This is a genomic window from Micromonospora carbonacea (genome assembly GCF_014205165.1).
In the GTDB taxonomy this organism is placed as follows: Bacteria; Actinomycetota; Actinomycetes; order Mycobacteriales; family Micromonosporaceae; genus Micromonospora; species Micromonospora carbonacea.
The window spans coordinates 234,623-247,818 of record NZ_JACHMZ010000001.1; the positions used below are offsets into that span (position 1 = coordinate 234,623).

Consider the following 13,196-nt stretch of genomic DNA (forward strand, 5'->3'; position numbering starts at 1 on the left):
GGACCGAACCGGGCCGGTTCAGTCCCTCCTGTCCCGGGTGGCTCGGTCCAGCGCCCGGTCCAGGACGACCAGCAGGGCGTCCCGCACCGAGAGCCGGTCCCGGGCGTCGAACTGCACCAGGGGGACCTGGTCGGAGATGGCCAGGGCCCACCGGATCGAGGGAAGGTCCACGGCCAGCCGGCCGTCGAAGGCGTTCACCCCGACGACGAAGGGCAGCCCGGCCCGCTCGAAGAAGTCGATCGCCGGATAGCAGTCGTCCAGCCGCGAGCTGTCCACCACCACCAGCGCGCCGAGCGCCCCCCGGGCCAGGTCGTCCCACATGAAGCCGAAGCGGTTCTGGCCCGGCGTGCCGAAGAGGTAGAGCTTGAGGCTGCGGTCGATCGTCACGCAGCCGAAGTCCATCGCCACCGTGGTGGTGGTCTTGCCCGACCGCGCGCCGGGGTCGTCGATGCCGATTCCGGCGCTGGTCATCTCCGCCTCGGTGGTCAGCGGCGCGATCTCGGAGATGGCCCCGACCGTGGTGGTCTTGCCCACCCCGAAGCCGCCGGCGACCAGGATCTTCACCGGGATCGGGGGCGTGGACCGGCCCGGGCCGGCGTTCGGCGTGCCGTGCCGTGGCCCGGCCGGCGGCGCCGGGTTGGTGGTCGGCGGGGTGGCGCGTCCGGTGGCCGGTGTGGCACCCGTCGGGGTGCCGTAGCGGGCGGCGGCGCTGTTGGCGGAGAGCCCGCTCAGCGGGGCCGGCGGCCATTCAGGAGATCGCACGGAGTCCATCAATCACTCGCAGGATGATGTCGGGGTCAAGGGCGTCGTTGGCGGTGCTGACGTGCACGTCGAGGTGGCCGGCGGCCCGGAGGTCGCCGACCAGGATCCGGGTGACGCCGAAGTGCAGCCGGGTACGGGCCGAGATCTCCGCCACGGAGATCGGCTCTCCACAGAGCGCGATGATCGCCTGGAGCTCGGGGGCGAGCCGGGAGACCGGCCCCGCGCCCCGGACGCCGGGACCGGGGCGGGCGGTGACCTGGGTCTCCAGGCTGATCGCCGGGTCCACCCCGGCCACCCTGCCGGAGGTCAGCACGAACGGGCGTGGCCCCGTCGGCAGGTGCGGATCGGGAGCGCCCAACCGGCCGGGCAGATCGTGCGCCGGGCTGCCGGGCGGGCCGTCGCCAGGACCGCCGGGGAAGCCGGTGCCGCCTTCCGGGAAGCCGCCGGGGAGGTCCGGGCCGCCTTCCGGCCAGCCGGTGCCGCCGCCGGGGAAGCCGAGGCGGCTGCTCGGGAAACCGGGGCCGCCGGCCGGGAGGCCGCCGCCGGGGAAGCCGGGGCCGCCGCCCGGGAAGCCGGAGGTGCCGTCGGCCGGCCCGGGAGCGCCGCCCGGGCCGCCGGGGTGGCCGGGGCCGCCCGGGAAGCCGCCCGACCCGCCCGTCCCGTCGTCGTCCGGGGACTGCGCCCGCAGGTAGGGCCGGATCCGGACGACGGGTTCCGGATCCGGCCCGGTGCCGGCGACCTCCGGGCTCACTGTTGTACGGCGTTCTTCAGCTCGGCGATCAGTCGCGGGGTGAGGGCGCTGCCGGCCCGCCCGGCGAAGAGGGTCATCTCGTAGGCCACGGTGCCGAGGTTCGCCGACCGGTCGGCCACCACACCGAGCACCGAGCCGGCGCTGATGGAGCTGATCAGCAGGTAGCCGTCGGCCATGTCGACGATGACCCGGTTCAGGCCGCCGAGGGCGTACCAGCTCGCGGCCCCGCCGGCGAGGCTCGTCATGCCGGAGACGACGGCGGCGAGGCGCTCGGCGTTGGACCGGTCCTTGATCGCCGACATGGCCATCAGCAGCCCGTCGGAGGAGACCGCGATCGCCTCCATCACACCGGCGGTGCTGGACGTGAACGAGTCCAGCAGCCAGTTGAACGTGCGGGCCTCGGGGCTCAGGTCGGTGGGGTGCTGGTGCTCGATGTTCTCGTGCAGGTACGGGCTGGTCACCGTGTTGATCCCTCTTCGTAGCGGCGGTCAGGACGGGCTTCACGCAGCGCGCGGGCGACGCCCGCCTCGAACTGGTTGATGAGGTCGCGCACCTCTCCGGGGTCGCCGGGGTCGGACGGGGGAGCGGGCCTGGGTGGCGGGACGGCCAGGTTGGCACCGGGGACCCGTCGGGTCAGTCGGGGAGGGTCGGCGACCAGGGGAGCCGCCACCGGGGCCGCAGCACCCGGGGGAGCCGCCACCGGGCGGCCCGGCATCGGGGGAGCCGCCGGGGGGTGCAGTTCGGCCCGGCGTACCCCGGCTTCGAACTGCTCGACCAGCGCGCGGGCGGCGGCCGGGTCGGCGGTGGTGGCGTCCACCGGGCCGACGACCGGGCCGGTGTGCGGCAGGCTCGCGCCGGGCACCCGCTGGCGGATGCCCGCGCCCCGCGACGTCCCGCCCGACCCGCCGGGCGGCGGCGCGGAGCCGGGCGGCGGGGAGCCGGGCTGCGGGCCGGTCGGGAAGGAGAGGTGCCGGGGCCGGGCCGGCAGGAGCGGTGTGCCGGCGGCCCCGCCGACCGGACCGGCGGCACGGGAAGGCCGGCCGGCGCCGGGGGCCGCCGGGGGAGCGGCGGCGTCGGGCGCGACCGGGGTGCCGCCGACGGTCGGCGGGGCGTCCAGGGTGGGGGCGCCCGCCCGTCCGGACGTGGCGGCCGGCGGCTCGACGACCGCCTCGAAGGCGTTCCAGGAGTCGCCCGACTCCATCGACCGGGTGGCGCGGCTGAGCAGCTCGCGGTCCACGCCGAGCGCCACGCCGAGCGCCACGGTCCCGTCCACCGACCCGTCCCCCGGACCGCCGGCGGGCGCGGGGTGGGCGGTGGCGGCGACGGCCAGCGCCCGGCCGGGACCGGTCGGCTGCGGACGGCCGGACGCGGCCGGCCGGTCCGGCGTGGCCGTCCCGGTCGCCGCCGGCCCGGCCTGGCCGGCGGGCGGCACGACCAGCAGCGCCGACGGGACCTCCAGCCGGGCGGTGACGCCGCCGCCGGTGGTCGGGACGAGGTCCACCGTCCAGCCGTGCCGGCGGGCGAGCCGGCCCACCACGAAGAGGCCGAGCACCTCGGTCGGGACGAGGTCGAGCCGTTCCCGGCGGGTCAGCCGGGCGTTCTCCTCGGCCAGCCGCTCCTCGGTCATGCCGATGCCGTGGTCCACCACGGACAGCCGCATGCCGTGCCCGGTCGGCTCGGCGGTCACCACCACCCTCGTGTGCGGCGGGGAGAAGACGGTGGCGTTCTCCATCAGCTCCGCCAGCGCCAGCACCAGGTCGCCGACGGTGGACGGCGCCGCCGACACCCCGGCCGGGACCTGCACGTCGACCCGGGTGTAGTCCTCGATCTCGCCGAGCGCGAGCCGGACCACGTCGGTCAGCGGCACCGGGGCCACGTGCCCGTCGGCGCCGGTCGAGCCGGAGAGCACCACGAGGCTGCCCGCGTTGCGGCGCAGCCGGCTGGAGACGTGGTCCAGCCGGTAGAGGTGCTCCAGCCGCCCCGGGTCGGTCTCCTGCTGCTCCAGCCGGTCGATGAGCGCGATCTGCCGGCCCACCAGGTTCTGCGTACGACGCCCGACGTGGCCGAACATCTGCGCCACGTTGCGTCGGCCGGCGACCTGCCGCTCCACCAGCCGGGCGGCGGTGCTCTGCACGCGTTCGAACGCGCGGGCCAGGTCGCCGATCTCGTCGCGGCCCCGGACGTCGACCGGGTCGAGGCGGATCGGCGGGACGTTCTCGCTCTCGTCGTCGGCGACCCGCACCAGCTCCGCCTCGGCGGCCCGGGCGACCCGTTCGGCGGAGCGGGTGAGCCGGGTCAGCGGGCGGGCGACCAGCCGGGCCACCGCCATGCTGAGCAGCACCACGAGGAGCATGACCAGCACCGCCGTGACGCCGACCACCCAGGCGGCGGTGAGGGCCCGCTGCTCCTCCTCGCGCACCTGCGTGGTGACGTCCGCGGCGATCTTCTTCTCGACGAACTGGCCGAGGGTGGTCATCGACTGGACGGAGGGGAAGAGGGTGTCCAGGGGCACGCTGCTGAGGGCGGCCACCGGGTCCTTCTCGCTGTCGACGACGAACGTCGGGCCGGTCCGGGCGGCCACCGCCGCGTCGTCCAGCAGCGCCAGCTCCAACTGCTCGGGGGTGACCAGGCTGCGGAACCGGTCGGTGTCCACGGTCAGGGCGGCCATGCAGGCGATGTAGCTGGCGATCGCCTTCGGGTCGCTGGTCTCCTTGACCAGGACGATCAGGGTGGCGCACGCGCCCAGGCTCTCGTCGGCGCGCAGCAGGCCGTCCAGGGCGAGCACCTGCTGGCCGACCGGGGTGGTGGTGTCCACCTTCCAGGCCAGCCGCAGCGAGTCGATCAGCTCCACGGCGAGCGGGCCGAAGGCTTCCATGACCCGCACCGGGGTGGCCCGGCCGGCGAGCACGGCGGCGCGTACGTCGGCGAGCCCCCGCACCTGGTCGAGCGCGAGCCTGACCCGGTCGGTGAGCTGGCCGCCCAGCTCGGCGCGGATGTCGGCGACCCGGTCGTCCACGGTGGCCGACTTCTGGATCACCTCCGTGCGGGACGCCCGGCCGAGCAGCAGACCGACGGAGAGCAGGCGCTCCTGCTGGAGGTCCTGGACCAGGGTGCCGACCCGGCTGGCCACCCGGACGGCCTCGGCGGTGTCCGCTGCCCGCCCGGCGGTGGCGACCCGGTCGAGGACGATCGGCACGGCGAGCCCGACCATGCTGAGCAGCGGGACGATCACCAGCAGGGCGAGCTTGCCCCGGATGCGGAGCCTAGCGAGCATCGAAGGGCCCCCACCGCTCGGCGCTGGTGGGGCGGCCCTGCCCGGCCGGCTGGAGCATCCGGGGCTCGACCTGGGCGACCGTGCCGGCCGGGGCGGACCCGTGGCGGTCGGCCGGGGCGTCCCAGCCGGTCTCGTCGGCCGCCGGTGGGCCGGTGTCCCCGCCGGCCGGTCGGCGGTCCCGCCCGGTCCGGCGGTCCCGGGCGGTGATCAGCACCGCGGCGAGCGCGCCGAGCAGCAGGACGGCCAGGATGGCCGCCCCGGCGGCGAGCCGGCGGTCCCGGTCGAGCTGGTCGATGCGGTCGGTCAGCAGCGCGTCCAGCTCGTCGAGGATGACGGGCTGGAGCTGGCGGGCGGCCTCCTGGGCGGCGGTGCGGGCGGCGATGAGGTTGGTGAGCGCGCGGGCGGTCGCCGCCTCGTCCTCCAACCGGACCGCCGAGGTGGGGGCGGCGAGCGCGCCGAGCCGCTCGATGGAGCGCTGGTAGGTGTCCAGCGGGGCGAGCACGTTCGCGCCGAGCTTGGTGCTGTCCGTGCTGTCCACGGCCGCGCGCAGGTTGTTGATCAGGTCGTTGGCGGGGCTGATGGCGCTCGTCCACAGGGCGCCGAGCTGGGACACCATGGCGATGCGCTGGGCGTCGGGCAGCTCGGCGGCGACGGCGGCCAGGTCGCCGAGCCGGCCGGTGGCCACGAGCGATTCGGGCAGCTCGTCGCTGACCGCGTCCTGGAGGTAGTACGAGTCGGCCTGCTGGTCCCGGATCAGCCCGGAGGCCTCGCGCACCTTGCGGTGCAGGGCCAGCAGCAGGTCGGTGGCCTCGCCGTACGCGGCGAAGGTCGCCTGCGGGTCGGTCAGCCCCTTCTCGGGCAGCGCCTCCAGCTTGGCCCGTAGGCCGGTCCACCGCTCGTGGGTGCGCAGCGCGTCGCCGAGGCGGGCGTCCGAGGCGGCGACCTCCTCGACGGCCTTGCCCAGGGATTCCCGGGAGACGGTCCGGCCGGCGACGGCGGCGGACTGCGCCTCGACCAGGGCGAGGGTCAGCGGGCCGAGGGAGCGCAGGTACTCCACGCCGAGCCGCTCGCGGACCATGAGGTCGCGTTCCTCGCCGGTGTGCCGGCGCTGCTGGACGAAGAGGAACGCCACCGGGGCGAGGAGCGCCACCACGAGCACCAGCGGCAGGATGCGGCCGGTGCGGTTGGGCCGTCGGGGGCCCCGCTGCGCGGGGACGGTCATGTGGTTCTCCTCCGGCGACGGCGGATACGGGCAGGTGCCGGGCCTGCCGAACAGTCCCGTTCACCGGACCGGAAAACTAGCGGACGGGCACGGGCACGCAGAGCCGTCAGCCGGTCAGTTTTGCGTCACTACGAGCGATGTCACCAGGTGTCGACCGATCCGCCACCCTCGGTGGCGGCGGCCCGGCGGAGATGGGCCGATCGGATGCGATATCGGTTGAACATCGGAATTCACATGATCCGAATTCGTCTCGCTGGGATGCGGCAGACGCTGCGCAAACGATCAAAACAGGCCGCCGATCGGCCGGGCCGGACGGACGTACGGAGGATCTCAGCGAACGCTCAGGATCCGCACCGTACCGTTACCGCATGAGATCGCCGTTGTCGGCCGCACCGGTCCGACGGGCCCTGGCCACCCGCCCCCGCCGGATCGTCGCCGGCTCGGTGGCGGTCGTGCTGCTGGCGGCCGCCGTGCTCTGGGCCGCCCGACCCGGCGAGGCCGGCTTCCGCGCCGAGCCCGCGATGATCACCGTGCGCTCCGGGCCGGCCGGCGACGAGCCGGTCGACCTGGACACCACCTTCTACCTGCCCGACGGCGCGACGGCGGACCGCCGGGTGCCGGCGGTGCTGCTCGCGCACGGCTTCGGCGGCACCAAGGAGTCGGTCCGTTCCGACGCCGAGGAGCTGGCCGGCCAGGGCTACGCGGTGCTCGCCTGGACCGCGCGCGGCTTCGGCCGCAGCGGCGGCCAGATCCACCTGGACAGCCCCGACCACGAGGTGCGGGACGCGCAGCGGCTGCTGGACTGGCTGGCCGCCCGTCCCGAGGTGCGCACGGACGCCGCCGGCGATCCCCGGGTCGGGGTGGTCGGCGGCTCGTACGGCGGCGGCCTGGCCCTGCTGCTCGCGGCCCAGGACCAGCGGGTCGACGCGATCGTCCCCATGATCACCTGGAACGACCTGTCCCGCGCGTTCCTGCCGGAGAGCACCGGCGGGCCCGCCACCTCCGGCGTGTTCAAGAAGGGCTGGGCGGGGCTGTTCTTCGGCGGCGGCGGCAACGCCGGCTCCGGCCCGGCCGGGCTCTCCGGCACCTCCGCCGCCCAGCCCGAGGGCAACCCGGCCTCGGCGGGGCCGCCGAGCCCCGCGCCGGGCGCCGGGCCGGGCACCGGTTCCGGGCGCGCGCCGGCCGGGGCCGCCGACCCGTCCTGCGGCCGGTTCGCCGCCGACGTCTGCGCCGCGTACCTGCGCATCGCCACCACCGGGCGGGGCGACCAGGCGGCCGTGGACCTGCTCCGCCGGTCCAGCCCGGCCGGCGTGCTCGACCGGATCAAGGCGCCCACCCTGCTGGTGCAGGGCGAGGCCGACACGCTGTTCCCGCTCGCCGAGGCCGACGCGAACGCGCGCGGCATCGCCGCCGCCGGCACCCCGGTCCGGGTGGCCTGGTTCACCGGCGGCCACGACGGCGGCGACGGGCCGCGCAACGACTCCGACCGGGTCAAGTACCTGACCGTCCAGTGGCTCGACCACTACGTCAAGGGCGAGGGGGCGGCCCCCGGCGACGACTTCACGTACTCGCGGATCGCCGGTTTCGACGCCCTCGACCGCGGCCTGGTCGCCACCGGCTACCGCACCACCGACTACCCGGGGCTGGCCGGCGACGCGCGCCGCGAGGTCGCGGTGGCCGGCCCGGCCCAGCCGGTCGCCAACCCGCCCAACGGCAACCCGGCGGCCATCTCCTCGATCCCGTTCGCCGGGGCGCTCGGCTCGCTGCTCGGCGGCGTGGCCGGCGACGTGCCCGGCCAGCACGCCCGGTTCGAGTCCGCGCCGCTGGGCGAGGCGGTGGACGTGGCCGGGTCGCCGACCGTCACGCTGCGGGCCGCGTCGGCCAGCGGCGAGGCGGTGCTGTTCGTGAAGCTCTACGACGTCGACCCGCAGGGCGCGGCGACCCTGCCCAACGGGCTGGTCGCGCCGGTCCGGCTCACCGGCCTGCCGGCCGGGATCGACGCCGCGAAGCCGGTCACGGTCACCCTGCCCGCGATCGTCCGCCGGGTCGAGGCCGGGCACCGGCTGCGGGTCGTGGTCGCCACGTCCGACCAGGCGTACACGACCCCGGCCGAGCCGGCGGTCTACACCGTGGCGGCCGGTGACGGCCCGCTCGTGCTGCCGACCGTGGCCGGCGAGCCGATCCCCACCACGGCCGTCGTCTGGCGCTGGGTGCTGGCCGGGCTGCTGGCCACCATCGCGGTCGGGCTCGTCGCGGTCGTCCTGATCGCCCGCCGCCGGCACCGCCGCCAGGACAGCTCCGTGCATCCCGAGTACGCGGGCACGCCGCTGGCCGTGCGCCAGCTCCGCAAGGAGTACGCCGACGGCTTCGTCGCCGTGTCGAACGTCGACTTCGAGGTGCACCCCGGTCAGGTCGTCGGCCTGCTCGGGCCCAACGGCGCGGGCAAGACCACCACCCTGCGGGTGCTGATGGGGCTCACCCAGCCCACCGCGGGCGAGATCTACGTCTTCGGCCGGCGGCTGGTGCCCGGCTCGCCGGTGCTGTCGCGCATCGGCGCGCTGGTCGAGGGCCCCGGCTTCCTGCCGCACCTGTCCGGCCTGGACAACCTGAAGGCCTACTGGCGGGCCACCGGCCGACCGTGGGAGGACGCGCACTTCGACGAGGCGCTGGAGATCGCCGGGCTCGGCGACTCGGTGCACCGCAGGACCCGCAAGTACAGCCACGGCATGCGGCAGCGCCTCGCCATCGCCCAGGCCATGCTCGGCCTGCCCGAGCTGCTGGTGCTCGACGAGCCGACGGACGGCCTGGACCCGCCGCAGATCGCCGAGATGCGCCGGGTGCTCCAGCGCTACGCCACCGACGGCCGGGCGGTGCTGGTCTCCAGCCACCTGCTCGCCGAGGTGGAGCAGACCTGCACGCACGCGGTGGTGGTCAACAAGGGGCGGATCGTCGCGTCCGGCCCGGTGGAGGAGATCGTCGGCGAGTCGCCGAGCGTGCTGTTCGACGTGACCGACCCCGACGCGGCGCGCGACGTGCTGGGCCGGCTGGCCGGCGTGACCGTGCTGCCCGACGCCGAGGGGCAGCTGGTGGTGGACACCAACGGCACCGCCCGCAGCGAGGTGGTGGCCGAGCTGGTCCGGGCGGGGATCGGGGTGGACCGGGTGGTGCCGCGCCGCCGCCTGGAGGACGCGTTCCTCGCCCTGGTGGGCGAGAACTCTCGGGGAAGCGGGGACCGGTGATGACGCAGTCGTCTTCCACGGTGGGCGCGGCTGCCGGCTACCGGCCGTCGGCGACCCTGCCGTTCGCGGCGGAGTTCCGCCGGCAGGCGTCGCGGCGGCGTACCCAGCTCGCGCTCGGGTTCATGGTGCTGCTGCCGCTGATCGTGCTTGTCGCGTTCCAGTTCGACTCCGGCAACGACGACGACGGCGGCGGGGGCGAGTTCTCCAGCCTCGCCGACCTGGCCACCTCGGGCGGGCTCAACTTCACCCTCTTCTCGCTGCTGGTCTCGGCGTCGTTCCTGCTGGTCGTGGTGGTGGCGCTGTTCTGCGGCGACACGGTGGCCAGCGAGGCGAGCTGGGGCAGCCTGCGCTATCTGCTGGCCGTGCCGGTGCCCCGGGCCCGGTTGCTGGCGGTGAAGCTGCTGGTGGCGCTCGCGTACTCGGGGCTGGCCCTGCTGCTGCTCGCCGGCACCGCCCTGCTCGCCGGCACCCTCCGCTACGGCTGGGAGCCGCTGCGCAGCCAGGTCTCCGCCCAGCTCGACCCGGCCGAGGGGCTGCTGCGGCTGCTGGCCGTGCTCGGCTACCTGGCGGTCGTCCTGCTGGCGGTGGCCGGGCTGGCGTTCCTGCTCTCCGTCGTCACGGACGCCGCGCTCGGCGCGGTCGGCGGCGCGGTGCTGCTGTGGATCCTGTCCAGCATCCTGGACCAGATCACGGCGCTCGGCGGGATCCGGGCGTTCCTGCCGACCCACTACGCCAACGCCTGGCTGGGCCTGCTGTCGACGCCGGTGCAGACCGACGACCTGGTGCGCGGCTGCATCTCCGCGATCGCCTACGCCACCCTGTTCTGGTCGCTGGCCTTCTGGCGCTTCACCCGCAAGGACGTCACGAGCTGACGGCGGAGCCGGGCACCTGCCCGCCGCCGGGACCGGTCGGGCCCGGTGGGCAGGTCGGTCGTGAGTGATCGCGCCCCCGTGACCGCTCGTGCCTGGCGTGATCGCGTCGAGTGATTGTGCTGGTGGGGAAGTTCCGCGTCTCAAATATCGTGGGAACGCTCCCACGGACAGGGACAAGCATCGACCTTATCAAATTCTTACCGCATTCTGGCTGCATTGACTTCTGTCACTGGAGGTGTGGTATGAACATTGACCGGCTTAGCGGTCCCGTCCTGTCCCTGTTCCGCATGGTGATCGGCCTGCTCTTCTTGTTCCACGGCCTGTCGTCGCTGTTCGGTGTCTTCGGCGGCGCGCGAGGAACCGGTCAGGCGGTCCCGCTCGGCACCTGGCCAGGCTGGTACGCCGCCCTGATCCAGGCCGTCTGCGGCGCGCTGGTGCTGGCCGGGCTCTTCACCCGACCCGCCGCGCTGCTCGCTTCCGGCTCGATGGCGTACGCGTACTTCGTGGTGCACCAGCCGGAGGGGCTGCTGCCGCTGCGCAACGGCGGTGAGCTGTCGGCGATGTTCTGCTGGGCGTTCGTGCTCATCGCGGTGCTCGGCCCCGGGACGTGGGCCGTCGACAACCTGCTGGGCCGTCGCCGGGAGCCGGCCGTCGCGACGCCCGCCCCGAGCAAGCGCTCGGTGCCGGCCTGACCCGACCGCCCGCCCCGCGACGCCGCGACCTTGGCCAGTTGTCGCCCACGGCAGACCGGAACTGTCCAGGAATCGCCAGGCGGCGTCACGGGGCGGGCGGAGTTTCCCTCCGGGTGGCGGGGCGGCGGGGCGGCTCATCTCCGCCCCGGGGGCATGTCCCCCGCCCGATCGGTGCCGCCGGTCAGATCCCCCCGCACACGCGCCAGTCGCCGCCCTCCTCGACCAGGATGAGGACCTTCTCCCGGCCGCCGCCGGTGACGGTGACCTCGGCCCGGGACCGGCCGCCGGTGCTGCTGCTCACCTCGGTCGAGGTGACCCGGTAGCCGCCCAGGGGCGGCTCGGCCGCCCGGGCCCGGGCGAACTCCTCCTCGGTCAGCTGGCTGCGCACCTCCTCGCAGAGCCGGGCGTACGCCTCCGGGTGGTTGCCGTCCCGCACGTCGTCGAGGTACGCGGTCGCGGCGTCCCGGGCGGGCGCGGTCGCGCCCTGGACGGTGCGGAAGAACCAGATGCCGCCGCCGGTGAGCGTGCCTGCGCAACAGAGCAGCGCCACCACGGCGGCCACGATGATCACGGTACGGGTCGTCCGGCCGGGCCTGCGCGGCTTCGGGGGCGGGCCGGGTGTCGGGGGATGCGTCACGCCGTCAGGCTAGAAACCGCAGGCCACCCCGGGCCTCGGTGGCCCTGGCGACGGTGGCCCTCGGTGCCGGAGCGGGTGCCCGCGGTGACGGTGTGACGAAGTCCGCACCCCCGATCCGGCCCACACGCTGGGAACATCGGGTGGCGGTCGCCGCGATCCGCCGTAGACTCGGCGGCACAACTGAATACCTCATCCAGAGGGGCAGAGGGATACGGCCCGACGAAGCCCCGGCAACCACCCGTGCGTTCGATGGCGAACGGCGCGGACAGGTGCCAATTCCGTCCCCGCCGCAGGGTGCGATGCGGGGAAAGATGAGAGGACCTCCTCGACATGACGTCGACCCTCGCCGCGCCCGGCATCGACACCACCGCCAGCCCCGCCCGCGCCCTGGTCTGCCGCGCCTGCTCGGCGCGCTACCCGCTCGCCGCGCAGCACGCCTGCTACGAGTGTTTCGGCCCGCTCGAAGTCGACTACGACACGGCGGCCCTGGCCCGGGTCACCCGCGAGCAGATCGAGGCCGGCCCGCAGAACCTCTGGCGCTACGCCGCCCTCCTGCCCGCCGGCCAGGACCCGGCCGCCCGGGTGACCGTGGACCCGGGGCTCACCCCGCTGGTCGCCGCCGGCAACCTCGCCGCCGAGCTGGGCATCACCGCCCCGCTCTGGGTCAAGGACGACAGCGCCAACCCCACCCACTCCTTCAAGGACCGGGTGGTGTCGGTGGCGCTCACCGCCGCCCGGGCGCTCGGCTTCACCCGGTTCGCCTGCGCGTCGACCGGCAACCTGGCCAACTCGGTCGCCGCCCACGCGGCCCGCGCCGGCGCCCCGTCGATCGTGTTCATCCCCAGCGACCTGGAACCGGGCAAGGTGGTCACCACCGCCGTCTACGGCGGCGAACTGGTCGCCATCGACGGCTCGTACGACGACGTGAACCGGCTCTGCGGCGAGCTGGTGGAGACCGACGAGTTCGAGGACACGGCCTTCGTCAACGTCAACGTCCGGCCCTACTACGCGGAGGGCTCCAAGACCCTGGGCTACGAGGTGGCCGAGCAGCTCGGCTGGCGGATCCCGGCGCAGGTGGTCATCCCGATGGCGAGCGGCGAGCTGCTCACCAAGATCGACAAGGCGTTCAGCGAGCTGGTCGAGATCGGCCTCGTCGAGGCCCCGGCCGGCGGCTGGAAGGTGTTCGGGGCGCAGTCGGCCGGCTGCAACCCGATCGCGGCGGCCCTGCACGCCGACACCGACACCATCACCCCGGTCAAGCCCACCGGCATCGCCAAGTCGCTGAACATCGGCGACCCCGCCGCCGGGCTCTACGCCTTGGAGGCCGTGCGACGCACCGGCGGGTGGATGGAGTACGTCGACGACGACGAGATCCGCGCGGGCATCCGGCTGCTGGCCCGCACGACCGGGATCTTCGCCGAGACGGCCGGCGGGGTGACCGTGGCGGTGCTGCGCAAGCTGGTCGAGTCCGGCCGGCTCGACCCGACGGCGGAGACCGTCGTGTTCAACACCGGCGAGGGGCTCAAGACCATCGACGCCGTCGCCGCCCAGGTCGGCCCCACCCACCGGATCAAGCCCTCGCTGCGCGCGGCCCGCGACGCCGGCCTGCTCGGCTGACTGCGCGGGCCGATCGGCCCGCCGATCCGTCGGGTAACCGACGTTTTGCCCTCCGTACGCAAAAACCCGCCGCCGAGGACTTGACGGCAGGAACCGGACGGCGCAAGATGCTCCGTGCGGGAGGGCGTTT

10 protein-coding genes and 1 riboswitch are annotated in these 13,196 nt (G+C 74.9%); of the genes, 4 read left to right on the forward strand and 6 right to left on the reverse strand.

Annotated features, from left to right (window positions below; translation table 11 throughout):
* Nucleotides 1-18 precede the first annotated feature (18 nt).
* The 5 genes from HDA31_RS01095 to HDA31_RS01115 all read right to left on the reverse strand — a co-directional run bounded on the left by HDA31_RS01095 (nt 19) and on the right by HDA31_RS01115 (nt 6,009).
* Nucleotides 19-771: a GTP-binding protein gene (locus HDA31_RS01095; RefSeq protein ID WP_083302415.1), complete on the reverse strand. Its 753-nt coding sequence runs from the start codon at nt 769-771 to the stop codon at nt 19-21.
* The gene (locus HDA31_RS01100) at nt 749-1,132 is read right to left on the reverse strand and encodes a DUF742 domain-containing protein (protein ID WP_178067872.1); all 384 of its coding nucleotides are present in this window, start codon (nt 1,130-1,132) and stop codon (nt 749-751) included. The genes HDA31_RS01095 and HDA31_RS01100 overlap by 23 nt, the downstream gene beginning before the upstream one ends.
* Before the next feature lie 377 nt (nt 1,133-1,509).
* Nucleotides 1,510-1,974: a roadblock/LC7 domain-containing protein gene (locus HDA31_RS01105; protein ID WP_074472352.1), complete on the reverse strand. Its 465-nt coding sequence runs from the start codon at nt 1,972-1,974 to the stop codon at nt 1,510-1,512.
* Nucleotides 1,971-4,787 (reverse strand): sensor histidine kinase, encoded by a 2,817-nt coding sequence (locus HDA31_RS01110; protein ID WP_178066575.1) that lies wholly within the window; start codon nt 4,785-4,787, stop codon nt 1,971-1,973. Before HDA31_RS01110 ends, HDA31_RS01105 begins: the two co-directional genes overlap by 4 nt.
* The gene (locus tag HDA31_RS01115; RefSeq protein WP_178066574.1) at nt 4,777-6,009 is read right to left on the reverse strand and encodes a hypothetical protein; all 1,233 of its coding nucleotides are present in this window, start codon (nt 6,007-6,009) and stop codon (nt 4,777-4,779) included. The genes HDA31_RS01110 and HDA31_RS01115 overlap by 11 nt, the downstream gene beginning before the upstream one ends.
* Before the next feature lie 368 nt (nt 6,010-6,377).
* On the opposite strand from HDA31_RS01115, the gene HDA31_RS01120 reads away from it, so the two are divergent.
* The 3 genes from HDA31_RS01120 (at nt 6,378) to HDA31_RS01130 (ending at nt 10,812) form a co-directional block, all read left to right on the forward strand.
* On the forward strand, nt 6,378-9,248 hold the full coding sequence (locus HDA31_RS01120) for an alpha/beta fold hydrolase (protein ID WP_178066573.1): 2,871 nt from the start codon (nt 6,378-6,380) through the stop codon (nt 9,246-9,248).
* Nucleotides 9,248-10,120 carry a DUF2705 family protein gene (locus HDA31_RS01125; protein ID WP_074472356.1) on the forward strand — a complete coding sequence of 291 codons (873 nt, stop codon included), beginning with the start codon at nt 9,248-9,250 and terminating at the stop codon, nt 10,118-10,120. Before HDA31_RS01120 ends, HDA31_RS01125 begins: the two co-directional genes overlap by 1 nt.
* Before the next feature lie 242 nt (nt 10,121-10,362).
* Entirely contained in the window at nt 10,363-10,812 is a 450-nt protein-coding gene (locus HDA31_RS01130; RefSeq protein WP_178066572.1) for a DoxX family protein, read from the forward strand.
* Between the two features lie 181 nt (nt 10,813-10,993).
* On the opposite strand, the gene HDA31_RS01135 is transcribed toward HDA31_RS01130, so the two are convergent.
* Nucleotides 10,994-11,449 carry an Rv0361 family membrane protein gene (locus HDA31_RS01135; protein ID WP_178066571.1) on the reverse strand — a complete coding sequence of 152 codons (456 nt, stop codon included), beginning with the start codon at nt 11,447-11,449 and terminating at the stop codon, nt 10,994-10,996.
* Nucleotides 11,450-11,635: 186 nt separating this feature from the next.
* Nucleotides 11,636-11,767, forward strand: a riboswitch (SAM riboswitch).
* Between the two features lie 12 nt (nt 11,768-11,779).
* On the opposite strand from HDA31_RS01135, the gene thrC reads away from it, so the two are divergent.
* Complete coding sequence (gene thrC, locus HDA31_RS01140) at nt 11,780-13,066, forward strand: threonine synthase (RefSeq protein ID WP_178066570.1); 1,287 nt, start codon at nt 11,780-11,782, stop codon at nt 13,064-13,066.
* Nucleotides 13,067-13,196 lie beyond the last annotated feature (130 nt).